Consider the following 26676-nt stretch of genomic DNA (forward strand, 5'->3'; position numbering starts at 1 on the left):
ACTTACTCGGAAGTCTGATTGTCAGAGGATTGTAAGGCTTTAACGACGACTCGACCATTTTCAACTACAGTGCAATTTTTAACCATACTTTTGCTGTGGTTAACTGGTAAATCCTGACACTTGTTCTGGTGAGAAATATTTTGCTCCTGTTGTTGGTTGAGGACGACAACACAACAGGCGGAGGGGGAAAAGGACATATAAAGTATTTTGATCTCTATATCTATTATCGCGCTACTGATGATGTTTGGCTGAAAAATTTGCTACCCATTCTGTTTTGATTAAATCAATTAAATATGGCTCCAATAAAAAAGCGCCCTCCATCACTGGAGGGCGCTTTTTATTTAGCTAATCTTCAGAATTAACCGTTGATAGCAGGAGCAGTCATTGCTACAGGAGTAATTTCACCAGCAGCTAAGTCTAGGGGGAAGTTGTGAGCGTTACGCTCGTGCATTACTTCCATACCCAAGTTAGCGCGGTTGATTACATCTGCCCAGGTGCTGATAACGCGACCTTGAGAGTCAATAATTGATTGGTTAAAGTTGAAACCGTTCAGGTTGAACGCCATCGTGCTGATACCCAAAGCTGTGAACCAGATACCGACGACGGGCCAAGCTGCTAAGAAGAAGTGCAGTGAACGGCTGTTGTTGAAGGAAGCGTATTGGAAGATCAAACGACCGAAGTAACCGTGGGCTGCAACGATGTTGTAGGTTTCTTCTTCTTGACCGAATTTGTAACCGTAGTTAAGGGATTCGGTTTCGGTGGTTTCACGCACCAAGGAAGAAGTTACTAGAGAACCGTGCATTGCAGAGAACAAGGAACCGCCGAATACACCAGCCACACCTAACATGTGGAAGGGGTGCATCAAGATGTTGTGTTCTGCTTGGAACACGATCATGAAGTTGAAGGTTCCAGAGATACCCAAAGGCATACCATCGGAGAAAGAACCTTGACCGATTGGGTAGATCAAGAATACTGCGGTAGCAGAAGCCAAAGGTGCGCTGTAAGCTACGCAAATCCAAGGACGCATACCTAAGCGGTAAGAAAGTTCCCACTGACGACCCAGGTAGCAAGCGCAACCGATCAAGAAGTGGAAAACTACCAACTGGTAAGGGCCACCGTTGTACAACCACTCATCTAAGGAAGCAGCTTCCCAGATTGGGTAGAAGTGCAAGCCAATAGCGTTGGAGGAAGGAACAACTGCACCAGAGATGATGTTGTTTCCGTAGATCAAAGAACCTGCAACTGGCTCACGGATACCATCAATATCTACTGGAGGTGCTGCGATGAAGGCAATTACGAAGCAAGCAGTAGCAGCTAATAGGGTTGGGATCATCAGTACACCAAACCAACCAACATATATACGGTTGTCAGTGCTGGTAATCCACTCGCAAAAGCGATCCCAAACGTTAGCGCCAGAGCGCCGTTGTAAGGTTGTGGTCATTGTTTTATAAGTGCTATTTTTTGTTAAAAATGGAACAAGCAGATTCTCTTTTGCCTGTTGAATTACAGTCTACATGAAATTACTTGGACGCGATCTTTGGCTTAATATTCTGTAATAGAATTCTTTAACAAGAACGTCGAAATGTAAAGTTTTTCTACTAGGAATAATAGTGATAAAAGTAAGCGATTAAAGCTTTCTAAGCTCTTGCAAAATTAAACCGATCGCCTAGTTTATTCTCTTTACATTCCGTTACAAATAGCCAGGATAAATTGTAACGAAATAATAAGTTGTACATTGTCTTATGTTGCAGTTGATTGTTTCTAGAAACTTAGAAATCAAAGTAGATATAGGGCAAGCTGCCTTCAGGAGCTAATAACCAAACAGCGTAGAAACATAGAGGGACAAAGACAAGCTTAATGGGCCAGTTAAACTCTAACTTCAGCATCCGGTTAAAGGCATAGACTACAGCCATCAGAGCAGCTAAAGTTAGCAGTACCCAAGTGAGTTGGTATTGGCTAATATTTAAAGCATCCACATAGACCTTTTGAGCAAACTGGGCATCAGCAGGATAACGCCAAAGGTGTCGGATTACTAAAGAAGAGTCTGCGATATTTGGTAGGCGGAACCAAATCCAAGAGGTAAAAACCATCAGTTGGGTCAAAAACCAAGCAACGAAGATACCTAGAGGATTTTGCCAGAATTGCTCCAGATTTTCAAAGCGATCGCTCATAGCATCTGTAAGTCGATGAACCACCAAGGCTAACCCGTGGAATATGCCCCAAACTACATAACCCAAAGCAGCACCGTGCCAGATACCAGCGATTAGCATCACAGTAAATAAATTCCAGCAGGTGCGGACTAAACCCCGACGCGAACCACCCAAAGGAAAGTAGACATAGTTACGTAGCCAATCTCCGAGAGTGATATGCCAGCGCCGCCAAAATTCTCCAATACTGGTGCTGAAGTAGGGAAAGTCAAAATTTTCAGGTAGAACCAAGCCGAAAAGTAAGGCACTCCCACGGGCAATATCTACGTAACCGTTGAAATCTAGATATAACTGCAAACCGTAGGCAAATGTTGCTAACCAGAGATCGGTACTACCGGCCCGTTGTAAGTTACCAAAGCATAAATCGACAAAAATTCCCAGGTGGTCTGCAAAAATACCTTTTTTGACTGCACCTCTAGCAATTAACCACAGCCCTTCTGCTACTCTATCGGCACTGGGAAAGTCTAGCGTATTGAATTGATTTGCTAAGTTGTGGTAGCGCGTAATCGGGCCGGAAATCAGTTTGGCGAAGAATAATTTATAAGTGGCAAATTTAAGAAACTGATCGGTAGCAGGCGCACCACGATAGACATCTATTAAATAGGCAATACACTCAAAGGTGAAAAATGAAATTCCCAAAGGTGCAATCAATTTAAAAGAGCTATCTGGTGAGTTTGCTTGGATATTGAAAACAAACTTAAATAGAGGGGTTAGATACTTAAAAGCTAATAATAGTAAAACATTTAGAGCTATACCCAGCCACAAAACTTTTAGACGACGGCGATTCCAGTCACCTTGGGCAAATTGCCACTCTTCATTAGAAATTTGCCAATCAAGAGAATGTTTTCCTGGTGATGTATTTTTCCCAATCTCTAGCCCCAAACGAAAATTGATAAACGTCAATGCTAATAGCAATGGTATGTATTGGATATGCAAAGATGCGTAGAAAACCAAACTAGCAATTAGCAGCGTCCATAATCGTAATTTCTGTTGTGCTAAAGACCAGTAAATTCCTAAAACACTCAACAAGAAAAGACCATAGAAAATTGATATAAAGTTCATTTTTTAGTCATTTGTTATTTGTCAATTGTCATTTGTCATTGGGCAAAACAGTTCCAAGTGAAGAGTTAGGAGTTACGAATTCTCCCCCTGCCTCCCCATTCCCCATTCCCGATTCCCCTTGTCCCTACTTCACTGGCCAAGGAATCATCGGGTCATTAGCCAGCTTTTTGGAGACTTCGTATGCTCCAAAGCGGTTGAGGTGGCTGGGATCGGAGAAGTAGTCATGTGCTTTGGGCCACTTTTGGCTCAGATCCCGATAAATAAAGTTGGGATTAGTAGCTAGACGCAACATATATTGCTGAAATTGTTGCTCATATTGTCTACGCACTGGATCTAAATAATCTGCCGTGAGAGGCATATTGACAAACACTAAGGAAATTTTCTGAGACTGGGTAAACTGAAGCACTTCTTGAAGAGCAGCATCTTGCTGTCCTTCTACTTGGAAAAATTTATAGTCGTTGTCGTAATTTCCGGGAACTCTAGAATGTTTTTGATAGTATCTAGCAGGATTGAAGCGAATAGACAAAGGTAGAAAGCCATCAAAATCAACTGCTTGCTGGGAAGCACTCTCATCTGAAGTTCCGTCTGTTAGCTGTTTTTGTGATGCAACTGTCTGATTATGACCAAATATAAGCAATTGTTTTTGCAATAAGCCTTTAATTTGGTCGCGGTTTTGATAGCTAGCAGAAAGAGATGCTAGACCCTGATTTAAAGAATCATTGACAGCTTGATATGTGCTAATCTCCTGTTTTTCTTCTTTTACCTTCTCTTCTGGCGAACTTTCCTGATTTTCGGGCGATTCGCTACTATTTGCTATTTTGGGGTTTTTTTGAAATGCTTGCTTATAACCAGCTGATGCAGCAATGGATTTAAAGGTGATGTCTTCACGCCCACCATTGAAAGCACGGGCCCCATCCGCCCAAAGAATTATTTTAGGCAGTTCTGATGGTTCCAGCACGTGACGAAGCACAAAGTCTACAACTTGTGCAGTAGCACCGTTGATTCCAAAGTTAAACACGTCAATATTGGGATAGCCCTGAGTCGCTAAAGCTTTAGAAAGTTCTGCTGGGTCTACTCCTCTGAGGGCGCGGGAGGAGCCAATAATTAACACATCGGGCGGTGTACCAGTTCTCGCTAAACGCTGTTTATACAGTGCTAGCTGCTCATCTAACTGCCTGACATTGAAACTTGGCATCTGCGATCGCGCTGCTAAAAGAATAGCTGTTGCGGTTGCTTTTTGTTTCAATGGTGCGGCTGCCAAATTCTTTGCCGAAGTATCATCACTTTGAGTAAACTCAGAAGCATTAAATACAGAACTCTGATTTGCAGGAGATTTTGTTTTAGAAGTGCTGCTAAAAAATACCGGTTTCTCACTCTGAGTTTTTTCAGATGTTAAAGATGCCTTTTGTCCAGATGATGAAGGTAAGACACTGGCGACTTTTGGCAAACTCGGTTTAGTCTGTGCAGTAATTCGACCCAATACCCAATCAGTTTGGAGAGTCAGTAATAATCCCAATGTCCCCCAAACTAGAGCAATTTTAAGCCCTTGATCGTCAGGATTTTCTTCTGCTAACTGGTGGCTTTCGGTAAATAGCTGGCTTTTTAACAGGAACTTTTTCGCGGTTGCACTCGCCGTTGCTATCCAATCTCGCGCTACTTCTGTTACAAAACTTTGAACTTCTTCTGTTGTTAAGTCTGGGCGCAAAATTGGTTCACTAGTCTCAGAGGGTATTAAATCATCTACGTATTTAGAAGTGGCAGCGAATTCTGGTGTTGCTTCTGGTACTAAACGTTGGCGATGTTCAAGATCAACGCCATAGTGCCAAAAAGGTTCTTTATTCCCAGCCCGGCGACCGTATATACGTATTCCCATAATACCGGGAATTTTCAAATGGCGGATAAACTGCGTAATTTTACTTGCTACTTGTTGACGACCTGGACAAACAGGCGCATCACACATGATGTGCAGTAAATCATTTTTGTTCAGTAAGAGGACGCGAATTCCACCTGTCAATAAACGCCAATCTAGGTCAGGATTGAGTAAACGCTCCAGTAAAAATGTGATGGCTGGTTCATCGCCTGTATTAGCTAAATCTAGTGGTGATGTGGCAAAGGCGGGATAGGTTGTGGCGGGTAAAGCTAGCCAATCAATCCAAGTGGGTTGCTTGTCGCCTGCTTTTTGTCCGTAGATGGTGGCGGCGAGAATGCCTTGAGGTGCGATCGCTTCTAACTGGGGTACAATTGCCTCTAAGCACACTGCCTTGTCTGGGATTGGCGCAGTTCCTAAAGGATCAAAAGCTGGCGTACAAAAGATATGTAGAGTTGATTCTTTCAGAGAAGCTTGGACAGCAACTTTTAATCCTGACAATACTTCAGTTAATAGCCGAGCGATCGCTTGGATATCACCCCAACGCGCCCATTCTTTCAGCATTACCTCTGATGGGGTCAAATCGACACGCAGTAACCAATCAGGGGCAGTTTCGCCGCTCACCTGGGAAACAATTACGGCATCTTGGTAGCCGGAAAGCTTGAGATAACGCAACTTCTCTGCTATTGGTTCTGCAAGCAATGAAGCATCAGGGCTATAGCTCGACTGGCAAAATATCCACAGGCGGTTTTCTTCCGGCTGAGAGTTCTTTGGCTGATATGGCTTAATCTTTGCCTGTACCGATACACCTAACGTACTCAGAGTTTCGCTGAGATATCTAGCGATCGCCTCTGGGTTTCCTTGGCGTGCCAAACTTTCGTTAGAGACAATTAGCGCCCCACCCGACTGTTTTGATTTTTCCGAATCTGCGAGCAAGGCTTGCTCCACTTGCTCCAGATGCTTATCTATTTGATTCAAGTAAACCCGATGGCACCATTTGGGGCGCTGTTCCCCTTTTCTTCGGCCATAGACAAATACTTGATATATTGAGGTTTGTTCGCTGCTTGTGAGAATATCTAAGTTTGTTTGCTGTAATGCTTGCAGCAAATCAGACAAAGTACGCCAACGCTGCGGACATTCTGTACCTTCACAAAGAATATGAAGGTCATTTCCCCGTAACCGGACTTTCACCCCGAAAGTGTTAATCCCTGTGGCTTGGCTTACCCATTGCACTAAGGATTGCTGGCGATCTGGTAATACTGTTTTCATGGGAAGTTAACTTTACAGGAAGCGATGGTTGGGGGATAGTGCCTGCACTTGTAAACTAGAACCATAGGTCTATCACACTCTGACGTTTTTTTTTAACAATTTTGTTACCTTCGTAGCTTACAAAATCGGCCAAGATAGTCTTGTACAGGTTGTAAGTCTGACTAATATTGAGTTTTGCGTTTATTTTACTAATAGGGAGTCATAAATCAGAAGTTAGGAGTTAGGAGAGACGCGATTAATCGCATACAGGAGCCAGGAGTCAGAATAATTCTATATGACTGACTGATGACTTGTCCTTTAAAGCTAGACTTGCGTTTCATTGCGCTAACGCTCCTAATAGGTGAAATAACCAACAAGCTTATCTCATTTCAACTCCATCCCTCGATTGTTGGAGTTATCCTAATTCCTAACTCTTAACTCCTGTACAGACGTGATGAATCGCGTCTCTACGTCTCTACTCATATTCCCATAACCAAAAATTAGCAATGCCTCCTGCCAACCAAGAACCCTCAACTAACCCACCATCCCATCTCGATTTATTTACCATTCCCCAATCGTTCCTTCTACAAATAGGTACAGCGTCTATATTACTGCTGCTCATTACCGGAAAAACCACCGTAAGGGCACTAGAAAGCATAGGGGAAGCCAGTGAAGAATTGTTTCGAGGCGATCGCCTACCCATTCTCGACTTCCCAGAGGAGCGCGAAACTAATCAAACTTAGAAAATATACACCAAATAATTATTTGCTCAGGAATAACCCGATGAGCATTCAGTAGAAAACCTAGAAGCGTCAACAGTAATTAGCTTTACAAGATAGAGAATATGGGTTCCCTTTTATACTCTTCGTCTCAAACTGCGGATATATACCCGGTGTCGGAATTATTTTTGCGTCATCGTCTCCAGGTAGTGGAAGAATTGTGGGAGTCTGTTCTCCGGCAAGAATGCGGTCAAAACATGGTAGACCTGTTGCGGCAGTTGCGCGATTTGTGTTCGCCAGAAGGACAGGCAACAAATGACCAAGCATCCTCAGCCGTCAAATTAATTGAACAACTAAATATCAACGAAGCAATCCGCGCGGCTCGTGCTTTCGCTCTGTATTTTCAGCTGATTAACATCATAGAGCAGGAATACGAGCAAAGGCAGCAACTGAGTCGCTATGAGGCAGAAACAGAGCCTACAGATGCAGAAAGAGCATCTAATGTCAATTACTCGTCCAATCAAAGAGAAGATGATGCGCCTGTTAGCAAGGGAATAGCAGCAGAATTGCTGGCAAAGAATTATCTCGAAAAAGCGCAAGTGAAACCAAAAGGGACTTTCGCTGCTTTGTTTCCCTATTTATTCAAACAGAATGTACCACCCCAGCAGATTCAACGTCTCATTGCTCATCTGGATGTGCGCTTAGTTTTCACAGCGCACCCGACGGAAATTGTTCGTCATACCATCCGGGATAAGCAGCGACAGGTGGTACAACTCTTGCAAAAACTGGATACCTTAGAAAACCATGCTGGTGGTACAGGTGGCGGATATGCTTGGGAAGCAGCAGATGTCCGCGAACAATTGCTTGAAGAAATTCGCCTCTGGTGGCGCACCGACGAACTTCACCAGTTCAAACCGACTGTGCTAGATGAAGTAGATTATGCCCTACACTACTTCCAAGAAGTTTTATTTGATGGCATTCCTCAACTTTATAAACGTTTTAAACATACACTATCCAATACCTTTCCTTGGCTAGAACCCCCAAGTAAAAACTTTTGCTCTTTTGGTTCTTGGGTAGGCTCAGACAGGGATGGGAATCCGTCAGTTACACCAGAAGTCACCTGGCAAACAGCTTGTTATCAGCGCAAAATGGTACTGGGGAGATATATTCAGTCAGTGAAAAATCTGATTGAATTGTTGAGTGTGTCGATGCACTGGAGTGATGTCTTACCAGATTTGCTGGAATCTCTAGAGTTAGATCAGTCCCAGTTGAGTGAGGTATATGATGCACTGGCGCTGCGTTATCGGCAAGAACCCTATCGGCTGAAACTCGCTTATGTATTAAAACGGCTAGAAAATACTCGCGATCGCAATCTAGCTTTGTACAATCGGGAAACGCCAAAAAATCAAGATAGTCCCCTGTATCGTTCGGGAGACGATTTTTTAGCTGAACTGCGGATGATTCAGCGTAACTTGACAGAAACAGGTTTAAGCTGTCGAGATTTAGAAAATCTTATCTGTCAGGTAGAAATTTTTGGTTTTAACTTGACACAGCTAGATATCCGTCAAGAATCATCCCGCCACGCTGATGCGCTGAATGAGATTCTACAATACCTGCAAATATTACCTCAACCTTACAACGAACTATCTGAGGAGCAAAGAGTAGCTTGGCTCACAGGAGAACTGCAAACCCGCCGGCCGTTAATTCCAGCAGAATTGCCATTTTCTGAAAAAACCAACGATGTAATTGAAACTTTTCGCGTCGTGCGATCGCTCCAACAAGAATTTGGTCTAAATATTTGCCAAACTTACATTATCAGCATGTGCCGCGACGTGAGCGACGTGCTAGAAGTACTACTGTTAGCCAAAGAAGCCAGACTTTTTGACCCCGCCTTAGCCGTGGGAACCATTCAAGTTGTCCCCTTATTTGAGACAGTAGAAGACTTACAACGCTCCAGAAGCGTCATGCGGAAACTGTTTGAACTCCCGTTATATCGCGCTTTGTTAGGCGGCGGCTACGAACAGGCAAAAGCAGAAGATACCGATGAAAATTCATCCTCCCTTGCCCCCCCTGCCTTTCCTACCTCCCCCTCCCCCCTCACCCCTAACTTGCAAGAAGTGATGCTGGGGTATTCTGACAGCAATAAAGACTCTGGTTTTTTAAGCAGCAACTGGGAGATTCATAAAGCCCAAAAATCACTGCAACAAATAGCAGAAGAATACGATCTAAATTTGCGGATTTTCCACGGACGCGGCGGTTCTGTAGGGCGAGGTGGTGGCCCTGCTTACGAGGCAATTTTGGCTCAACCGGGTCATAGTATCAATGGGCGAATCAAGATTACCGAACAAGGAGAAGTTTTGGCTTCTAAATACTCCTTGTTGGACTTGGCTTTGTACCACATGGAAACCATCACCACTGCTGTGATTCAAGCGAGTCTACTGCGGACAGGGTTTGATGATATTGAACCCTGGAATGAGATTATGGAAGAATTAGCAGCGCGATCGCGGCAACATTATCGGGCTTTAATTTACGAACAGCCTGATTTTGTTGACTTTTTCCACCAAGTAACCCCCATTGAAGAAATTAGCCAGCTACAAATTAGTTCTCGTCCAGCCCGTCGCCCATCTGGTAAGAAAGATTTAAGCAGTCTGCGAGCTATTCCTTGGGTATTTAGCTGGACGCAAACCCGCTTTTTGCTTCCTTCCTGGTACGGTGTTGGCACAGCTTTACAAGAGTTTTTGAACGCAGAACCAGAAGAACACTTGAAATTAATGCGCTACTTTTACGTTAAGTGGCCCTTTTTCAAGATGGTGATTTCTAAAGCCGAGATGACTTTGGCAAAAGTAGATATGCAAATGGCACATCACTACGTTCAAGAATTGTCACAATCAGAAGACCAAGTTCGTTTTGCCAAGGTTTTTGACCAAATTGCCAGCGAGTTCTATCTCACAAGAGATTTGGTGTTAAAAATCACCGATCACAATCAACTGTTAGATGGCGATCCTGTCTTGCAACGATCTGTGCAGTTACGCAATGGCACAATTGTCCCCTTGGGATTTATCCAAGTTTCCCTGCTCAAGCGCCTACGCCAGTCTATGAATACTAATGCCACTTCTGGAGTCATCCATTCTCGTTACAGCAAAGGCGAGTTACTGCGAGGTGCATTGTTAACTATTAATGGAATTGCAGCCGGAATGAGAAATACAGGTTGATTGGGAATGGGAAATGGGGAATGGGGAATGGGAATAAGGAACTAATGACCAATGACCAATGACTAATGACAAAAAACAGGATTTTAATTTGCACTTTTTTGGCGCTATTATCAGGTTTTTTTGGTGCTTACACTAGTGGGCAAATCACCATAATGCTGCATAGCCAAAAATGTCAAAACCAATCTTGGGGTTTCCAGGTGATGTGCAACGCTTGGATGACACCAGGAGCAATATGGCAAGGTAGCACAACAGGACTATGGACAGGAACGATTTTAGGAGCGTTTGTTGGGGGTTTGATAACGCGACAAGCTCGTGATTAATCTGTTGACTACTCAATTAAACGTGAGTTAGACGAACCTCTCCCTGCTTTGAACTAAAGTTCAAGTCTTCCCTCTCCGAATCGGAGAGGGAAGGTTTTGCCTAGTAAAACCAGGGAGCAATACTTTTTGGATAAACTCAATAATCTCTCTTTTGATATGGGGAAAGGTTACTGGGGTTGGGTAAAAGTAAATTCAAGCCCTTTTCCCCTTCCCCTTTCCCCCTTAACCAAAAAGTATTGAACCAGGGAGAGGTTTTTTGATTCAGACAATTGCAATTAACCCTCAGCAGGAGAAAGGTGTCAGCAAGGCTGGTAAAATCTACCCATAGCAAAGAAGAGCAAATCAAATCACTATGCCTACCGAAACTAACCCAGGGAATCAAACTACCACGGGTGCTGATGCTATTGATGAAGCGATCGCACAGGGAATTGATTTTGATGGTTCTCCCATTCCGCCTGCCAAATTAGAACTTTATGGTAAAGTCATGGCGCTAGAAGGCAATAGACAGCGCAGTGGCGTATCTAATACTATGCGATCGCGCATTGTGCGAATTGGTGCAAAACACATTCCCAAAGCAGAACTTGACCAATTACTTGTAGATGCTGGTTTCGCACCCCTAAAAGAAAAAGAAATTGCCTTTTTTTATAGCGGTAAATAAATATAGCCAGGGCACATAAAATTTACGTCTACACAAACTCTCCTCCGCCTCCGCAAACTAAGAGAAAATTAAGGTTTTGTTTTAATCCACGGAGGTGGGTTTAGTCTGTGTAGACGAGGTTTCTAACCGCTCGTTTAACGTTAAATTGATTGCCGATTTTTAAATATCAGTTTATCAGTAGAGTCAATCCAAAATCCAAAATCTAAAATCTATTTACCTCACACCTCCCAAATTGCCATCGATATTTTGGCTTCTTGAATGTTTTCCTAATCTCGTCAAAAAGTGTATCTTCAGCAAGATATTGTCAATTTTCCCTTGCGTTTGAATTGGCACACAGTTATATCTACTTAAGTAACAGCTGAAACACTTGGAGAACACATGTCAGGAACTATGCCAAATTCAGAAATGTTATGTCGAGTTCTCGGCAGTACAGGAGAGAAAGTTTCTGCGATTGGATTGGGTGGTTGGCACATCGGCTTGAAACACGTTGATGAACAACTGGGTATCCGAATAGTGAGAACAGCGATTGATCGCGGCATCACCTTTATGGATAACAGTTGGGATTACAACGGTGGAATCAGCGAGATTCGTATGGGAAAAGCGCTGCGCGATCGCTACCGCGATAAAGTTTTCCTGATGACGAAAATCGATGGACGCTCAAAAAAAGCAGCAGCACAGCAGCTAGACGAATCACTCCAACGCCTGCAAGTTGATTGCATCGATCTCGTGCAGCACCACGAAATCCTTCGGTACGAAGACCCAAATCGAATTTTTGACGAAGAAGGGGCAAATGCTGCCTTAATTGAGGCAAAAGCAACTGGCAAACTCCGATACATTGGTTTCACTGGACACAAAGATCCATACGTTCATCTGCATACATTGGAAGTTGCAGCCACTTACGGGTTTAAATTTGATACAGTGCAAATGCCGCTCAATGTAATGGATGCCCACTATCGGAGCTTTGCGAAGCTGGTTGTGCCTGAACTGGTAAAACAAAACATCGGCATTCTGGGAATGAAAAGCATGGCAAACGGTATTCTTCTACGGTCAAATACTGTAACGCCAATTGAGTGTTTACACTATGCTTTGAATCTGCCCACATCGGTTGTGATTACCGGAATTGACAGTATGGAGATTCTAGAGCAAGCTTTTGAAGCAGTGCGGACTTTCCAGCCAATGAACGACGAGCAAGTGCAATCGCTCTTAGCAAAAACAGCAGAAGCAGGAGCGCGTGGCGAGTTTGAGCCTTTCAAAACTTCATCAATCTTTGATAGCACTGCCCAAAACCCAGATTGGCTAGGAGAGGAACCACAGCGCCTCCAGCAATTGATGTCAGCGTGATGCTTTTTTAAAACTTTTTAGACTGTAATTGCGATCGCAAACTTTTGCCCAAGCGCGATCGCCCATATCTAAAATCTGTGTTTGATTAGCAGCAAAAAAATCTTTATTCAAAATTCAATCTATCAAAATAGTGAATTCTTTTCATAACTAATGATGTAAGAACTTCTATCTAGGGATCGATATGGTGAATCAGCTAAATAAAGTAGATTTAGTATACTAAATCACATGAGATTGTATTGTATGAAATCGAATTATTTTACAAAACAGCTTTCCACCGTAAAACGCTGGATGGCTACCACACTGTTTTGTATGTTAGCGATCGCTTTCGTTTGGCAAGGTGCATTTTTCTCAAACACTTCAGCAATGGCTGATCCTGCTGGAACCTTGATCGCATCAAAAGACGCAGGCGATAAAGTTCAAGAAAAAACCAGTAAAGATGCTGGACGAGCTAAAAATTTCATCGACGATACGGCAGATAAAGTTAAGGATGCTGCCAAGAGTAATGCCAATAAAGTTGACCAAGCAACAGACGGTGGTAGTTTTGCTGAACGCAAAGCAAAAAGAGATGCGGCTACAATTCAGAAAAGAGCAAACGAAGATGCATCTCGGACTAAAGAAGCAGTAGACAACACAAAGAATGTTGTTGAGCGCACTGTTGATAATATCAAGGATGCTTTTGGCAAATAGTAATCCTATTTGATAAATGCTTAGATCCCCGACTTCTTTGAGAAGTCGGGGATCTTTTTTTTTGTTTACAAAGATTATTTCACCTAGATAAACTAGCGATCGCAGATAAAATTAGCTGCTATAGAACTTATATTTGATTTTTGAAAAAACTCCGTCCGTATAACTTAAAAAGCCTTTTTTACCTATTGCCTCTTGCCTGCCTATCGCACTGCGCTTCGCGCACCACGCAAGTAAGTATGGCTATGCCAACAGATTCCTATATTACTGAACAAGAAAAAAATAATTGTTAAATGTTTGCTAGCAATTAGACTGATCGTATATCTGGAAAACAAGATATTTAACTTTCTTTTTTAATCCCTTAAAAAGGCAAAAGCAAGCGAACGATTTAAGGAATTTCCGCAATACACTTTTGAAAGCTTGACTTTCTATACAAACCATATAGTCTATTTAAGTGGCATTACTTATTGACAAATGTGCTACGGCTTTATGTAATTGCAACCTAATTTTGACAATTTGTTAATGGTTAACAAATTTTCCACCATTATTAATTACGAAGTTATACTTTCCGCTACAACTTAGTAACAATGTAAGAGTGTGATTATGTGGACAACCCTACCGTGGGAAAATCAAAATACTGAAAAAGTGAAATTAGAGAGGAAAACACTATAATATGCACTTGAGCGAAATCACCCATCCTAATCAGTTGCACGGTTTATCTGTTCGCCAACTGCAACAGATTGCCCGTCAGATTCGAGATAAGCATCTCCAAACCGTAGCAGTTAATGGTGGACACTTGGGGCCAGGATTGGGTGTTGTAGAATTAACACTAGGACTTTACCAGACACTGGATTTAGATCGGGATAAAGTGATTTGGGATGTAGGACACCAAGCTTATCCCCACAAACTGCTTACAGGACGTTACGATCGCTTCCACACCCTCAGACAAAAGGACGGAGTTGCAGGTTATCTCAAACTCTGCGAAAACAAATTTGATCACTTTGGGGCTGGACATGCTTCTACAAGTATTTCAGCAGCATTAGGCATGGCTTTAGCGCGAGACTTGAAAGGCGAAAAATTTAAAGCCGTCGCTGTTATTGGGGATGGGGCACTGACTGGAGGTATGGCATTAGAAGCTATCAACCATGCGGGACACATGCCGAAAACTAACCTGTTGGTTGTTCTCAACGACAACGACATGTCTATATCTCGCAACGTCGGCGCGATTCCCCGCTATCTCAACAAAATGCGCCTCAGCCAACCGGTGCAATTTATTAAAGATAATCTTGAGGAACAATTTAAGCAAATTCCCTTCGTGGGTGAATCTCTGTCTCCCGAACTAGGACGCATCAAAGAAGGTATGAAACGTTTGGCTGTTCCCAAGGTAGGGGCAGTGTTTGAAGAACTTGGCTTTACCTACATTGGGCCAGTAGATGGGCATAATCTCGAAGAATTGATTGCCACCTTCCAACAGGCACATCAGATACAAGGCCCTGTTTTAGTACATGTGGCAACAGTGAAAGGCAAAGGCTATGAAATTGCTGAACTAGATCAAGTTGGCTACCACGCCCAAAGCCCCTTTAACGTTGCAACTGGCAAAGCTATTCCTTCTAATAAACCCAAACCCCCAGCTTATGCCAAAGTCTTTTCTCACACTCTAGTAAAACTTGCCGAACAAAACCCCAAAATCGTTGGGATTACTGCGGCTATGGCAACGGGAACAGGCTTAGATAAACTTCAAGCCAAACTGCCCAATCAATATGTTGATGTTGGCATTGCTGAACAACACGCAATCACCCTAGCAGCAGGACTTGCAACTCAAGGAATGCGCCCCGTAGCTGCCATTTATTCTACCTTCCTACAACGCGCTTATGACCAGATAATTCACGATGTCTGCATCCAAAATCTGCCAGTATTCTTCTGCTTAGATAGGGCAGGAATTGTTGGATCTGATGGCCCCACCCACCAAGGTATGTATGACATCGCTTATCTGCGTTGTATCCCCAACATCGTCATCATGGCACCCAAAGATGAAGCAGAACTGCAACGCATGGTAGTAACTGGTGTTGAACATACCAGTGGCCCCATCGCTATGCGCTACCCTCGTGGCAATGGCTACGGCGTTCCCCTGATGGAGGAAGGTTGGGAACCTTTGGAAATCGGCAAAGGCGAAATTCTCCGCACTGGCGATGACGTGTTAATCGTTGCTTATGGCACAATGGTTTATCCAGGGATGCAAGCTGCCGAAATTCTCAGCGAACATGGGATTGAGGCAACTGTGATCAATGCGCGTTTCGTTAAGCCTTTGGATACCGAGTTGATTTTGCCTTTAGCTAAGAAAATCGGCCGCGTCATCACCTTAGAAGAAGGGTGTGTGATGGGTGGCTTTGGTTCTGCGATCGCTGAAGCTTTAATGGATGCAGATATTCTAGTTCCCGTCAAGCGATTCGGTGTACCAGATGTGTTAGTAGATCATGCTGAACCCAATGAATCTAAAACAGAACTAGGTTTAACTAGTCATCAAATAGCAGAAAGAGTTTTGCAAGCTTTCTTTAAGCAGCAAGTATCTGCTGTTGTTTAGTTAATTCTTTGTAAAATAAATCGCCCACACCTGAGTCACAAGTGTGGGCGATCGCTAGATAAAATTTAGGAAATGACAAAACATAAAGTATGTAGCTCAGACAGTTGGTTCCTGGTATTTAACCCCTCGTTTTTGATGACGGTCATTAGCAACAATAGGATAAACAATGCTACGTAACCGATTAATCGCACCGACAGGACGATGCACTGCTAGACCATTCCCAGGAGAAAAACTGAGATTTTCTCCAAAATCATTTTCTTGGGGAGAATTAACCTTTTGATGCTTAATTGTTAGGCGGCCAACTGTAAAGAAGGGTGATTCTTCTTCATTCCAAACAATGGTTGTATCATCAATAGACATCTCTGGGCTGGTTTGAAATTGGATTTGAAAGTCCCAATAGTACTCAGCATCAGGCTTTGCTAAAGCTTGAATGATATCCTCTCGGTAGTAGTTGTCCTCTGAACCTGATGCTTTGGCTTTTCTTAGCTCACTTTCTGATCTCGACTCAACAGGAAGTTGTTGATGAGGTATTTGACTGGAAACCGGAGTAAATCCATATTTAATTACAGCTGGATATTCCACAGGAACTCGACCTGGTTGGGATGGGTCAAAACCAGATTTGAGTCCTACAGAAAACGCTGAAGCACTCCAATAGCGTTCTTTAAGTAAACTCTTGGGAAAACGTTTGAAACTAGTTTGTAAAAGAGTGGATTCGTAGGGATGCAACTTTAGCCAAAAAAGCACCAACAGCTTAAAAAGCGGAAACAGACCTGCTCGATAAACCGTCAAAAAAAAGCTGTGGAAGTCTTTGATGGTTCTAACAAAGAAGAATTCGGTATTGTGGGTAATAATATCTTGAGTTTTTAACTCGTGACTTTGCGATAGTCGTTCTCCTTCTACGCCGATCACTTTTACGGCCATGGAGCGCGTATCTCCTTCATAGTCATTCTTGACTGAAAACGCACCATTGGCAAATCGTAACCAAACTGGATATTGTTTTGGTGTGGCAAATAAACCTTGTTTGAGGGAAATGGCAGAAAGTTCCGCTTCAGATAATGAGGTGCGTTTGCTCAATTCCTGCTTAATTGCTGCTTCATCAAAGTCAAAGATTTCTAGAGTTCCTTGAACAGCGGCGTGGGTTTTAGAATGTGTATCTCTCTTTGCAGTTTTTTTCTTCTTACCTCCGTAAAGGTTTTCCATGTTCTTTTTGACTAACTCACTCATGAGATCGCAATATTTGAGTTCGTCTTTTTCGGGATATTCAGTAAAAAGCTTCATTTTTTTTACAGGTAGATTTGATAATTTTGCGATCGCTAATTTGCGAAAGCGATCGCACTCAAAGCTGATGTAGAATCTTACAATCTCTTTAAAGGTCAAAAGTAACTTTGTACTTCTTACCTGATGGAGGAACGTTGCGATTCACTAAATCTGATACAGTCTTGGTATTTTGAAGAATTTCCCAACCTACAGGAGAAAAAGTTTCTTTGTTGAAGATATTGGGTGATAGTAAAGGATTGGTTAGCGCCTGAGAGAAGGCATCAATCCCAATTAAGCGTGCTACTAAAGCAGGGATAGTTGAATTCTCGCGCCCATCTTCGGCATAAAGCCCCACAAAGAACTCAATCTTATCAACATGACCATATAATTCTTTGAGTTTTTGTTGAGCAAATTCATTGCCAGTAACTTGCTCAAATCTGGTCACTCTGGGGAAACCACACAATTCCCGATAATCGTTGTAGCTTGCCAATTGCAGTTGTCGTCCCAGTCTGATTGAGGGTAACTCGGTTAATTCCACCAATATATCAGGGGTATTAAATAAACCAATTTTTGTACCTGGTTGAGAGCAAGTTTCTTCCATCAATGCCCCTAAACCTTGGTCAATAAACATCTTATTGTTCCAAAGAGATGCAGCAATATGAGTTGGTTTACCGTTATAGTTAAATGTTTCTGGAATCGCACTATGCCAGCGATAAACAAAGTCAAACTCAATTGCCATATAGTTGGGACGATGCCAACTTTCCTTTGTAAAAGCTTCTGGATCGGCAAACAACTTAAAGTGATAAGGAGTTATATGGTTAATGTACTCTTCCATAATGATTTTTAGAATCATCGCCATGAGAATATTTCTCGATGTTTGGAAGAGGCGTTCATCATCCCAATCTGGATAATTGCGTGCTAATTCATCACAAAGACGATTATGTTCGCGGAGACATAGAGTGTTGAGCATTACATAGCCAATTTGTACGTTTGCTCGTTCTACTCCCATCGCAAACATATATTGTTTTTTGTCTACGTGCTGTCTTTTTTCATCATTAATGGGTTCATAAAGTCCCTCAAATTCAGGTTTAACCTTATCCTGTGCTGGATCGGCATAATAGAATAAAGGATATTCTTCTTCTACACCATCTTGGCGTTTGAGTTTCTGAGTCTTTAATTTACCTCCTTGAAAACTTCTTAAAAGATGTGTTTGTTTTCTGGTTAAACCATAAACATTACACAAATCAATTTCATGGTTGGAAGTATTTTTTAGTTTATTGTAGTGATTAAGGCGAAGAAAGCTATCTGTAAACCACTGCACCCAATAGGGAAACAGCATAGTTGATTTGCCAGAATAAATAGTTTTACCGTCTCTTTTACGGAATAAAATAGCTAAGTCTTCAACTTTGGGTAGATTACCCTCAGCGTTTAACTTGGGATCGGGTGGTAGATGCCTTCCTGTATAAGTGCGATCGTTGAGAGATTCCCAGGAAGTATAAGTATCAGTTTTCTTAGGAATATTAGTATCAGGAATATGCTCATCCAGAGTCATCATGCTGTAGGGATTAGGACGAGTTGGAATTTTATAGATGAGACTGTTAAGCAGAGTTTTATTAACTTTACGTGCAATAGATTTGTTACTTTGGAGAAGTTTCCAAATCGGCTTAAAGTTTGTTAAAACTAATGTTTGAAGTTTGTTACCTAACCCGTCTTTGGATGTATCTCTTTTTCCAGCCATAATTATTTCTTCCTTCTGTTTTCCAATTCTGTATTCGATGCAGTCTAAATTTATCTACTTTGATTACTCAAATTAATTCGACTTATTTCAGCTTGGAAATAATCTTTTGTAGATTTTTAGGTCGATAGTCTTTGCGATTTTTCAAACGGTTAATTGTGCTTTCATGAAGGTCTTCAATGACATCGCTGACCTCACGAAACTTGATTCCTGCTAATTTAAAGAATCCAGCGTCGTTTTTAAAGTTACATTCATAATTGGGGTTAATACCTGTAGGAATCACACTTGTATCGAAGTCAAGCCCCAATTGCATCTCACCAATGGAATCAATCATCCACTGTAAGGCAGCATCTGATAACCCACTATGTTCTTCAGTTCCACCACCAACGCAGCCGTGTCCACCAGGGAACCACTTTTGAATCACTCTTTGATTTTCAGCATCAGGATGCTTTTTCATGGGCGTGACATCAAAGACTTCACGAATTTCGTCTATCGCCACCGCGTGCAAGGCATTCTGAACACATTTGTTTAAAGTAGTGTCATGGAATCTGTAACGCTTATTCAGTTGCTCGTTCAACTTGCTGAAAGCGGGTATCCCAGGAATACCAAGGGCCCCAACGGTGTCAAAACAACCTAGCAAGGAGATAGGAACGCGATCGCCGTAAGCTTGACGGTATTCCACAGCTTCCTGATCTTTTGGTTTAACACCTCGTTTACGGTAAAGCTCATAAGCTTCATGGGCTTTGGTGACATGGGGACGGTCTAGAAGACCGGAGCAATAGATCATCCCCGCTAGACTTCTAACTGTGTAAGCACCACGACTGAAACCGAACAGATAGATTTCGTCACCAGGAACATAGTTGAGGCTCAGAAATCGGTAGCCATCTTCTATATTTCTATCGATTCCTAGTCCGGTAGCTCCCCCTAAAACCTTTTGACCCTCGGCTCCAACCCCCTCGTCATAAAATACGATTTGTGCAACCCCGTCACTAGCCATCGGTTTTACCGATTGAGCTAACTTAACCACATTGCTAGGGTAAGCACTTGTTAATTGTTGCCAGGTTCCATCACAGCAAATAACAAGACGTTTCATAGTTTTATTTCAAATCCTTTGAGGAATTAGATCAACTTTTTATTAAAATGTGACTTTTGCATAAAGTTAGGGCAAAAGCATTTTTGATATTAACTATATATTTAGTTTTTTAAATGCTTTAGCGAAATATACTCTCACTTTTATAATGAGAATGCAAGGACAGTTAAGACAGTTAAGGAAGAAATTAATTAAATAAATATTAAGTAATTATCTATGCAGCAAAATCATCAAAAAACTAAAAATATTTAATAATTGAATTTTAGTTTTTAAAATGAAATCATCAAGGTGCATTAAAGTAAAAAATATTGCTTAAGTAATTCGGCGAGAAAATTCAATGTATATGAATAAATATAAATTGTCTGTAGGGGAGACAGTTGCGTGGGCGGGTCTCTCCAATACGGTTCGGATAAGCATTTTTCACTTTCCTTGTGGTCTGGGTAAAGGGGAAAGGATGTATTCAAAACATGAGTCCCTTTCCCCTTTACCCTTTAACCGAACCGTATTGCGGGTCTCCCGACTTGAGCAAACTAGCGTCGTGTTATGCCATCTTAAATTCTTGACGATGCGTTGCGCTGCGCGACAACACACCCTACAGTTAAATTTCTTAACATAGCTTGAAATATTAGCGCCGACTTACTTATCCACTAACTACGTTTTTCTATGACACTTTCTACAAACCACGTTTATCCCGTTATTTGGCACAATGAATCGGTGTCACTAATTGACCAAACGCGCTTACCCAACGAATATACATTTGTGGAAATCCACCGTAGTGAAGATATGGCGCGGGCGATTAAGACTATGATTGTCCGGGGTGCGCCTGCAATTGGTGTGGCTGCGGCTTATGGAATGTATCTTGGCGCAAGGGAAATTGAAACTAGCGATCGCACCGAATTTTTGCAAAACTTAGATAAAGTTGCTCAGTTGTTGCGTTCTACTCGTCCGACGGCGGTAAATTTATTTTGGGCAATCAGCCGGATGATGAAAGTTGCCAAGGAAACCTTGGGAACTGTTGAAGACATTAAGCAAACCCTTTTCCAAACAGCCCAAGCAATCAACGTTGAAGATTTGCAAACCTGCCAAGCGATCGGCGACAATGGTTTGGCAGTTTTGCCCGCTAGCCCCGAAAGGCTGACGTTACTTACTCACTGCAACGCTGGGGCGCTAGCTACGGCTGGTTATGGTACAGCTTTAGGTGTCGTGCGTTCCGCTTGGAGGGAAGGACGTTTAGAGCGTTTATTTGCCGACGAAACCCGTCCTCGCTTACAAGGCGCAAAACTCACCACTTGGGAATGTGTGCAAGAAGGTATTCCAGTGACATTAATTACTGATAATATGGCAGCCCATTGTATGAAACAGGGTTTGATTCATGCTGTAGTTGTGGGTGCCGATCGCATTGCTGCTAATGGCGACACTGCTAATAAAATTGGTACATATAGTGTTGCGATCGCAGCTAAGGCACATAATATCCCCTTCTTTGTGGCTGCACCCCTTTCCACCGTTGATTTTGAATTGGCCGATGGCAGCAAAATTCCCATTGAAGAACGCGATCCAACAGAAATATATCAAGTCGGGGATACTATTCTCACACCTGAAGGTGTCGATTTTTACAACCCAGCTTTTGATGTGACTCCGGCTGAGTTGATTACAGCCATCATTACAGAGAATGGAGCGATCGCACCTGGGGAATTGGTGAAATTACAGCTAAAGCAATTACCGATTGGCTTAAATCCGAATTAATGGAGAACTTGCGCCGAGTTCTCGATAACTCTAAATCCGAATAACGGAAACTTTATAGGGGATTGCCCCAAAAAAATCTCCGACTTTTTAGAAAAGCCGGGGACTTTGTTTTTTGACTAGTTTTAAATCTGACGGATCAAAATTTATCAGCAATTTTTTCAATAATTTTATCTAAACTTCATATTTGGACTAAATTCAGTCAGCAAAATCCGCAATTACTTTCTCAAAATCAGCTTTGACTTTCTCAAACCCCAGTTTGCTTTCTCATTTTGGTATTTTCCGCAAGTAAAATCAGCTTTGACTTTCTCAAACCCCAGTTTACTTTCTCATTTTGGTGTTTTCCGCAAGTAAAATCAGCTTTTGCTTTCTCAAACCCCAGTTTGCTTTCTCATTTTGGTGTTTTCCGCAAGTAAAATCAGCTTTTGCTTTCTCAAAATGCCATTTGACTTACTCAAACCCCAGTTCGCTTTCTGATTTCGGTGTTAAGTCAAATCACCCCCCTTAATCTCCCCTTGTAAAGGCTACGGTGTACACACAAATCATCTGATCCCCCTAAATCCCCCTTAAAAAGGGGACTTGAAGAAATTTCCCCCCTTTTTAAGGGGGGTTAGGGGAGATCGAAACACTGTTAGACAACTTTATAAGACTTGTGTGTACACCGTAGCTTGTAAAGGGGGGAAACAAAAAATCCAGTTCCCTCCCCTTGTAAAGGGGAGAGTTAGGGTGGGGTAATTCGACTTGTGACTAATTAACCCTAATAGAATTAACCAAAATGCTGAATAATTGCGTCGGCAAATTCAGAACATTTTAAGGGTTCAACTGGTGGTTCTAGCAACCGGGCTAAATCGTAAGTCACTTGACTATTTGCGATTGCATCGCTTAAACCTTTCTTAATTAGGTCTGCGGCTTCTTGCCAACCCATAAATTCCAGCATCATCACACCAGACAAAATCACTGAACCCGGATTAATCCGATCTAAGCCGGCGTGTTTGGGTGCAGTGCCGTGGGTAGCTTCAAATATCGCACTAGAATCACCAATATTTGCCCCTGGTCCCATTCCCAATCCCCCAACAATGGCTGCGGCGGCATCAGACAAGTAATCGCCGTTCAAGTTCATCGTTGCCAAAATCGAATACTCATCCGGTCTGGTTTGGATTTGTTGAAAAATACTGTCAGCAATCCGGTCATTCACCAAAACTTTCTCTTTCCATTTGCCATCGCCGTGGGTTGCCCAAATGGTGTTAAGAACAGTTTCAACTTCCTTGACAACTTGCGCTTTCTTGTCTGGGGTAAGATTATCAAACCCAGGCTCAATCTGGCGGGCGTTTTCTTCCAAGGAAATATTCGGATTTTTTTCCTTGTTACTCAAAATCCAAGATTCTTGTTCAGTGACAGTTTCTTGACGGAATTCACTAGTTGCTAGTTCATAACCCCAATCGCGGAAAGCGCCTTCGGTGTACTTCATGATGTTGCCCTTATGCACCAAAGTCACCTGTTGCTTGTTTTTGGGCAATAGCAAAGCGTGTTTGATGGCACGTCTGACTAGGCGCTGGGAACCAGTTTTGCTGATGGGTTTGATGCCAATACCAGAATCAAGAGGAATGCGTTTTTTCCCGTGTTCTGGTGTGGCGGGGATTAGTTCTTCGTTAAGAATCTTAATTAAGCGATCGCCGATTTCGCTACCTTGTCGCCACTCAATGCCTAAATAAATATCTTCTGTATTTTCCCGATAAACAATTACATCCAGCTTTTCGGGATTTTTGTGGGGAGAGGGCGTACCTGCATAGTAACGGCAAGGACGCACACAGGCATACAAGTCAAAAATTTGCCTTAGTGCCACATTTAAAGAACGAATTCCTCCCCCAATGGGAGTAGTCAAAGGCCCTTTAATAGCTACACCATACTCTTCAATTGCTGTGAGAGTGTCTTGAGGTAAATACTGGTAAGTACCGTATAAATCGCAAGCTTCGTCACCAGCGTAAACCTTGAACCAGCTAATTTGACGCTGACCCTTATATGCTTTGGCTACCGCAGCATCAAGAACTTTCTGGGTAGCAGGCCAGATGTCGATACCTGTACCATCGCCACGAATAAAGGGGATAATTGGATTGTCCGGTACGATTGGTTCACCATTTTTGAAGGTGATCTTTGCTCCGGCTGCGGGGGGGGTAATCTTTTCGTACATCGTTCACACACTCCTAATTGATACGCTGCTAGTCAAAAAATCCTTATGTGGCAGGCTTGTATATTTTGCTATGTCTTTTGTTTACCAAGCCATAAGGCAAAGATTTTCCCCCTATTCCCCTTGTACATTATTTGGGGATTAAGTGTGGGATTCAGTGAAGCGATCGCAATTTTGTACGATTAAAAATAGTAAACTACTTTTCGCTATCAATACTTTTCCAAGGTGAAGCCCGATAGCTTACCGCTCTTTCACTGACCGTTAAAACGAGAATGGCATGACAGACCCAATGATTTTATCAGGCCCTGCAAATGACATCGACTCTCTCCGACAACCATTAATCGCCGGGTCTGAAAAAGTCCAACAACAGATAATCCCACAGTTAGCTGAGTTGGGTAATGAGGGATTAGACGTGTTGATGGAATTTTTACTGAAACGACGTGAGAACCCAGCGACTTGGATTGATGGCAAAGCTTACCAAGTCCTCTATAGCTCTGATACACCTCAAGCCAAAGAATTTTTGCGCTCCTGTTTTCCTGAAGGAATTGTACCTCTAAAATCAGAGTGCGGGATTAACTACAATTCTTTGCAACAGCTACTTGCTGCTCAAGACTTTCAAGCAGCCGATCGCGTCACCATCGAAAAAATGTGTGAACTATCAGGGCCAACGGCTGTACAACGAAAATGGTTGTACTTTACTGAGGTAGAAAATACCTCGGCTGTTGACTTACAAACCATTAACAACCTCTGGTTAGTCCACTCTGAGGGTAAATTTGGTTTTTCAGTGCAGCGAGAAATCTGGTTGAGTTTAGGTAAAAATTGGGAGAATTTCTGGCCGAAAATTGGCTGGAAAGAAGGTAATAATTGGACGCGATACCCTAACAGCTTTACCTGGGATTTGAGTGCGCCTAGAGGTCACTTACCCCTCTCTAATCAGCTGCGGGGGGTAAGAGTCTTTGCTTCTTTACTCTCTCACCCTGCTTGGTCGAAGAATCCAGAAAAATGATTTTGAGTCTACGGACAAATAGATTATGATCAATCGCACCAACCGAGAATTCTACGTCACCATTGAACGGGATGAAGATGGCTACTATGTCGGAGAAGTACCTCAGCTACAAGCCTGTTACAGTCAAGGAGAAACAATTGATGAGTTGATGGCTAACATGAAAGAAGTAATTGACCTTTGTTTAGAAACAACAAGTGATGAAAAAATACCAGAATTTATAGGTATTCAGAAGGTAGTAATTTAATGCCAAAACTACCAGTTTTAACAGGTAAAACAGTTATTAACGCCCTTGAGAAAATAGGATTTCAGGCGGTGCGTCAAAAAGGCTCTCATGTACAAATGCAACATGAAGATGGGCGGTTAGTAACTATTCCTGTTCATGCTGGTAAAACAATAGGCAAAGGATTACTACGCGATATTGAACTTACAAGGGAATTTATAGGTTTGCTGGAATAATAGAGTTGGGAGTTTTCTACCAATCCCAAACAGAAAATATCAAATCAGATAATGGCAAATGTTCGTCTAGAAGATATTAAACGTAGATTTAATAATGTCACCGCGATCGAGGATATTACCTTTGAAATTCCTGATGGCGAGTTTTGGGTTTTAGTTGGGCCATCGGGTTGTGGTAAATCTACAATTTTGCGAACGATCGCAGGTTTAGAAACCGCTACATCAGGCAAACTCTTTATTGGCGATCGCTTGGTGAATAATATCCCAGCCAGACAAAGAGATGTAGCGATGGTGTTCCAAAACTATGCTCTCTATCCTCACATGAGTGTGGCAGAAAACATCGGCTTTGGCTTGCAAATGCGGAAGGTTGACCGGAAAATCATTCAAGAAAGGGTGATGAATGTGGCGCGATCGCTTTCTCTGGATCATTTGCTGGATCGTAAGCCCAAACAACTTTCTGGGGGACAGCAACAACGGGTAGCATTAGGGAGAGCGATCGCTCGTGAACCCCAAGTTTTTTTACTTGATGAACCTTTATCTAATTTAGATGCCCAATTACGCGACGATACAAGGGCAGAATTAAAACAGTTACATCAAGAATTAGGAATTACCACAATTTACGTCACCCACGATCAAGTTGAAGCAATGACTTTGGCTGATAAAATAGTCGTGCTAAATCGTGGGCGAATTCAACAAATCGGTGATCCCCAAACTATTTATGCAAGTCCTGCTAATCAAATGGTGGCAAGTTTTTTAGGCAGTCCGCCAATGAATATTTTGCCTGCAATCTATCACAATAACGGTTTTGATGTGAGTGGGCAGTTATTAACGATTCCAGCAGTTGTAAAAGAAAAATTACAGTTGCGTCAAGGACACAGTTATGATTTGGGGATTCGTCCAGAGCATATTTTTATTAACGAACCGCCCTCCGGGTTCACAGTCGCCTACGGCGGGAAACCCGCCTACAGCGCTGATTCACCAAGTCGCCAAGAGCGCGAAGAAGGAAATGAGGGTCAGCTGATTGTGGAAGTTAAGGTGGTGGAACCTTTGGGAAGGGAAACTTTGATTCGTGCTGGTTTACCTGGTTCGGCGGTGGTGTTGAATATTCAGGTAGGCGCGGATGTGCGTCCGCGTCCAGGCGATCGCCTTTCTCTACAACTTGATTTAAATCACTTGTTTGTATTTGATCCCAAAACTGGTGACAGAATTTTATAAATAGTTTCTTAAACTGCCAGAAATACTCACAATTCCCAATTTTTTGTAGCCAAAATCTAAGAAAATAAAAACTGCAATAGAGACTTAATTGATTAG

General features: G+C 42.4%; 20 protein-coding genes. 12 read left to right on the forward strand and 8 right to left on the reverse strand.

Annotated elements, in window-relative coordinates:
- Positions 1-2: 2 nt before the first annotated feature.
- From IQ274_RS30635 to IQ274_RS30650, 4 genes are all read right to left on the reverse strand, one after another.
- Entirely contained in the window at positions 3-197 is a 195-nt protein-coding gene (locus IQ274_RS30635) for a hypothetical protein (protein WP_163933125.1), read from the reverse strand.
- A gap of 161 nt (positions 198-358) precedes the next feature.
- Positions 359-1441 (reverse strand): photosystem II q(b) protein, encoded by a 1083-nt coding sequence (psbA, locus tag IQ274_RS30640; RefSeq protein WP_012411708.1) that lies wholly within the window; start codon positions 1439-1441, stop codon positions 359-361.
- Between the two features lie 328 nt (positions 1442-1769).
- On the reverse strand, positions 1770-3269 hold the full coding sequence (locus IQ274_RS30645; RefSeq protein ID WP_163933128.1) for an MBOAT family O-acyltransferase: 1500 nt from the start codon (positions 3267-3269) through the stop codon (positions 1770-1772).
- Between the two features lie 124 nt (positions 3270-3393).
- Positions 3394-6405 (reverse strand): DUF1574 domain-containing protein, encoded by a 3012-nt coding sequence (locus tag IQ274_RS30650; protein WP_194144484.1) that lies wholly within the window; start codon positions 6403-6405, stop codon positions 3394-3396.
- A gap of 485 nt (positions 6406-6890) precedes the next feature.
- Here IQ274_RS30650 and IQ274_RS30655 point away from each other — a divergent pair, with 485 nt between their 5' ends.
- The 7 genes from IQ274_RS30655 (at position 6891) to dxs (ending at position 15899) form a co-directional block, all read left to right on the forward strand.
- The gene (locus IQ274_RS30655) at positions 6891-7127 is read left to right on the forward strand and encodes a hypothetical protein (protein ID WP_163933134.1); all 237 of its coding nucleotides are present in this window, start codon (positions 6891-6893) and stop codon (positions 7125-7127) included.
- Between the two features lie 101 nt (positions 7128-7228).
- Complete coding sequence (gene ppc / locus IQ274_RS30660; protein WP_194144485.1) at positions 7229-10315, forward strand: phosphoenolpyruvate carboxylase; 3087 nt, start codon at positions 7229-7231, stop codon at positions 10313-10315.
- Positions 10316-10380: 65 nt separating this feature from the next.
- Complete coding sequence (locus IQ274_RS30665; RefSeq protein ID WP_163935222.1) at positions 10381-10635, forward strand: hypothetical protein; 255 nt, start codon at positions 10381-10383, stop codon at positions 10633-10635.
- A 352-nt stretch (positions 10636-10987) separates the two neighbouring features.
- On the forward strand, positions 10988-11293 hold the full coding sequence (locus tag IQ274_RS30670; RefSeq protein WP_194144486.1) for a DUF4090 family protein: 306 nt from the start codon (positions 10988-10990) through the stop codon (positions 11291-11293).
- A 378-nt stretch (positions 11294-11671) separates the two neighbouring features.
- Positions 11672-12634 (forward strand): aldo/keto reductase, encoded by a 963-nt coding sequence (locus IQ274_RS30675; protein WP_194144487.1) that lies wholly within the window; start codon positions 11672-11674, stop codon positions 12632-12634.
- A 240-nt stretch (positions 12635-12874) separates the two neighbouring features.
- On the forward strand, positions 12875-13321 hold the full coding sequence (locus IQ274_RS30680) for a hypothetical protein (protein ID WP_163935213.1): 447 nt from the start codon (positions 12875-12877) through the stop codon (positions 13319-13321).
- A 670-nt stretch (positions 13322-13991) separates the two neighbouring features.
- The gene (dxs, locus tag IQ274_RS30685) at positions 13992-15899 is read left to right on the forward strand and encodes a 1-deoxy-D-xylulose-5-phosphate synthase (protein WP_194144488.1); all 1908 of its coding nucleotides are present in this window, start codon (positions 13992-13994) and stop codon (positions 15897-15899) included.
- Between the two features lie 96 nt (positions 15900-15995).
- Here dxs and IQ274_RS30690 read toward each other — a convergent pair whose 3' ends face one another.
- From IQ274_RS30690 to IQ274_RS30700, 3 genes are all read right to left on the reverse strand, one after another.
- A complete protein-coding gene (locus IQ274_RS30690; protein ID WP_228058467.1) occupies positions 15996-17276 on the reverse strand; it encodes a catalase in 1281 nt (426 codons plus the stop codon).
- Positions 17266-18894 carry a peroxidase family protein gene (locus tag IQ274_RS30695; protein ID WP_194144489.1) on the reverse strand — a complete coding sequence of 543 codons (1629 nt, stop codon included), beginning with the start codon at positions 18892-18894 and terminating at the stop codon, positions 17266-17268. Before IQ274_RS30695 ends, IQ274_RS30690 begins: the two co-directional genes overlap by 11 nt.
- Positions 18895-18976: 82 nt before the next feature.
- Positions 18977-19984: a DUF2235 domain-containing protein gene (locus tag IQ274_RS30700; protein WP_194144490.1), complete on the reverse strand. Its 1008-nt coding sequence runs from the start codon at positions 19982-19984 to the stop codon at positions 18977-18979.
- A 660-nt stretch (positions 19985-20644) separates the two neighbouring features.
- Here IQ274_RS30700 and mtnA point away from each other — a divergent pair.
- Entirely contained in the window at positions 20645-21724 is a 1080-nt protein-coding gene (gene mtnA, locus IQ274_RS30705) for an S-methyl-5-thioribose-1-phosphate isomerase (protein ID WP_194144491.1), read from the forward strand.
- Between the two features lie 763 nt (positions 21725-22487).
- Here the strand turns inward: mtnA and IQ274_RS30710 are convergent.
- Complete coding sequence (locus tag IQ274_RS30710) at positions 22488-23909, reverse strand: NADP-dependent isocitrate dehydrogenase (RefSeq protein ID WP_163939025.1); 1422 nt, start codon at positions 23907-23909, stop codon at positions 22488-22490.
- A 274-nt stretch (positions 23910-24183) separates the two neighbouring features.
- Here IQ274_RS30710 and IQ274_RS30715 point away from each other — a divergent pair, with 274 nt between their 5' ends.
- The 4 genes from IQ274_RS30715 to IQ274_RS30730 are packed head-to-tail and all read left to right on the forward strand — an operon-like array spanning position 24184 to position 26580.
- Entirely contained in the window at positions 24184-24912 is a 729-nt protein-coding gene (locus IQ274_RS30715; protein ID WP_194144492.1) for a GUN4 domain-containing protein, read from the forward strand.
- 25 nt (positions 24913-24937) lie between these two features.
- A complete protein-coding gene (locus IQ274_RS30720) occupies positions 24938-25156 on the forward strand; it encodes a type II toxin-antitoxin system HicB family antitoxin (protein WP_194144493.1) in 219 nt (72 codons plus the stop codon).
- Positions 25156-25368, forward strand: coding sequence for a type II toxin-antitoxin system HicA family toxin (locus tag IQ274_RS30725; protein WP_163939021.1), 213 nt, complete (start codon positions 25156-25158; stop codon positions 25366-25368). The genes IQ274_RS30720 and IQ274_RS30725 overlap by 1 nt, the downstream gene beginning before the upstream one ends.
- Positions 25369-25419: 51 nt before the next feature.
- The gene (locus tag IQ274_RS30730; protein WP_194144494.1) at positions 25420-26580 is read left to right on the forward strand and encodes an ABC transporter ATP-binding protein; all 1161 of its coding nucleotides are present in this window, start codon (positions 25420-25422) and stop codon (positions 26578-26580) included.
- Positions 26581-26676 lie beyond the last annotated feature (96 nt).

This window comes from Nostoc sp. LEGE 12447 (genome assembly GCF_015206985.1).
GTDB lineage: Bacteria > Cyanobacteriota > Cyanobacteriia > Cyanobacteriales > Nostocaceae > Nostoc.

Coding starts and splice junctions, on each gene's coding strand:
- IQ274_RS30635 (WP_163933125.1), bottom strand. CDS start 197: ATGTCCTTTTCCCCCTCCGCCTGTTGTGTTGTCGTCCTCAACCAACAA.
- psbA (WP_012411708.1), bottom strand. CDS start 1,441: ATGACCACAACCTTACAACGGCGCTCTGGCGCTAACGTTTGGGATCGC.
- IQ274_RS30645 (WP_163933128.1), bottom strand. CDS start 3,269: ATGAACTTTATATCAATTTTCTATGGTCTTTTCTTGTTGAGTGTTTTA.
- IQ274_RS30650 (WP_194144484.1), bottom strand. CDS start 6,405: ATGAAAACAGTATTACCAGATCGCCAGCAATCCTTAGTGCAATGGGTA.
- IQ274_RS30655 (WP_163933134.1), top strand. CDS start 6,891: ATGCCTCCTGCCAACCAAGAACCCTCAACTAACCCACCATCCCATCTC.
- ppc (WP_194144485.1), top strand. CDS start 7,229: ATGGGTTCCCTTTTATACTCTTCGTCTCAAACTGCGGATATATACCCG.
- IQ274_RS30665 (WP_163935222.1), top strand. CDS start 10,381: ATGACAAAAAACAGGATTTTAATTTGCACTTTTTTGGCGCTATTATCA.
- IQ274_RS30670 (WP_194144486.1), top strand. CDS start 10,988: ATGCCTACCGAAACTAACCCAGGGAATCAAACTACCACGGGTGCTGAT.
- IQ274_RS30675 (WP_194144487.1), top strand. CDS start 11,672: ATGTCAGGAACTATGCCAAATTCAGAAATGTTATGTCGAGTTCTCGGC.
- IQ274_RS30680 (WP_163935213.1), top strand. CDS start 12,875: ATGAAATCGAATTATTTTACAAAACAGCTTTCCACCGTAAAACGCTGG.
- dxs (WP_194144488.1), top strand. CDS start 13,992: ATGCACTTGAGCGAAATCACCCATCCTAATCAGTTGCACGGTTTATCT.
- IQ274_RS30695 (WP_194144489.1), bottom strand. CDS start 18,894: ATGGCTGGAAAAAGAGATACATCCAAAGACGGGTTAGGTAACAAACTT.
- IQ274_RS30700 (WP_194144490.1), bottom strand. CDS start 19,984: ATGAAACGTCTTGTTATTTGCTGTGATGGAACCTGGCAACAATTAACA.
- mtnA (WP_194144491.1), top strand. CDS start 20,645: ATGACACTTTCTACAAACCACGTTTATCCCGTTATTTGGCACAATGAA.
- IQ274_RS30710 (WP_163939025.1), bottom strand. CDS start 23,909: ATGTACGAAAAGATTACCCCCCCCGCAGCCGGAGCAAAGATCACCTTC.
- IQ274_RS30715 (WP_194144492.1), top strand. CDS start 24,184: ATGACAGACCCAATGATTTTATCAGGCCCTGCAAATGACATCGACTCT.
- IQ274_RS30720 (WP_194144493.1), top strand. CDS start 24,938: ATGATCAATCGCACCAACCGAGAATTCTACGTCACCATTGAACGGGAT.
- IQ274_RS30725 (WP_163939021.1), top strand. CDS start 25,156: ATGCCAAAACTACCAGTTTTAACAGGTAAAACAGTTATTAACGCCCTT.
- IQ274_RS30730 (WP_194144494.1), top strand. CDS start 25,420: ATGGCAAATGTTCGTCTAGAAGATATTAAACGTAGATTTAATAATGTC.